2 protein-coding genes are annotated in these 496 nt (G+C 52.6%); both read left to right on the forward strand.

The annotated features are described in order from the left end of the window. Nucleotides 1-78: 78 nt before the first annotated feature. Complete coding sequence (locus CHK_RS06150; protein WP_046443023.1) at nt 79-285, forward strand: helix-turn-helix domain-containing protein; 207 nt, start codon at nt 79-81, stop codon at nt 283-285. After that, nucleotides 252-496, forward strand: a 245-nt coding sequence (locus CHK_RS16825; protein WP_207641774.1) for a hypothetical protein, incomplete at its 3' end; no start/stop codon positions are given. The genes CHK_RS06150 and CHK_RS16825, both read left to right, overlap by 34 nt.

The following is a 496-nucleotide window of genomic DNA, read 5'->3' on the forward strand; positions in this document are numbered from 1 at the left end:
ATATTGTTTGGTGGAAGGAGGTGGAATATCCACGGTTTACGCACTATCGCACATTGAAAACAGAATAAGGAGGAACGCATGAAGCAGACGCAAACATCATACGAGGAACTACCCGTAACATTGACTGCCGATATGGTGGCGCAGGCGTTAGGCATTTCCAGAACGGGAGCATATGAACTGATGCACTCGTACGGTTTCCCAACCCTGCACATCGGAAAGCGGCTGATCGTAGGAAAGGAGCAGTTTATAAAGTGGATCGACGCAAACAGCGGCAAGGCCGGATAAGCGCCCACTTCCCCGAACGATACAGCAGACAGGAATACCGCCTTGTGGCGGTATTCCTGCTCCGTATCGTACAGAGGAAGGCAAGCTCCCCAAGTGGCACGCCACTTGGACGCTTGCAAAGGGGGGAACCCCCTTTGAACCCCCATGAGCGAAACCAAAGGAAGGTGGAACATGGCAAACCGCAGCAGGAAACATTGCGTCAGTATCAGGG

The organism is Christensenella hongkongensis (genome assembly GCF_000981035.1).
In the GTDB taxonomy this organism is placed as follows: Bacteria; Bacillota; Clostridia; order Christensenellales; family Christensenellaceae; genus Christensenella; species Christensenella hongkongensis.

Bases quoted from the DNA above. Each gene is read 5' to 3' on its own strand.
- CHK_RS06150 (WP_046443023.1), top strand. From the start codon at position 79: ATGAAGCAGACGCAAACATCATACGAGGAACTACCCGTAACATTGACT.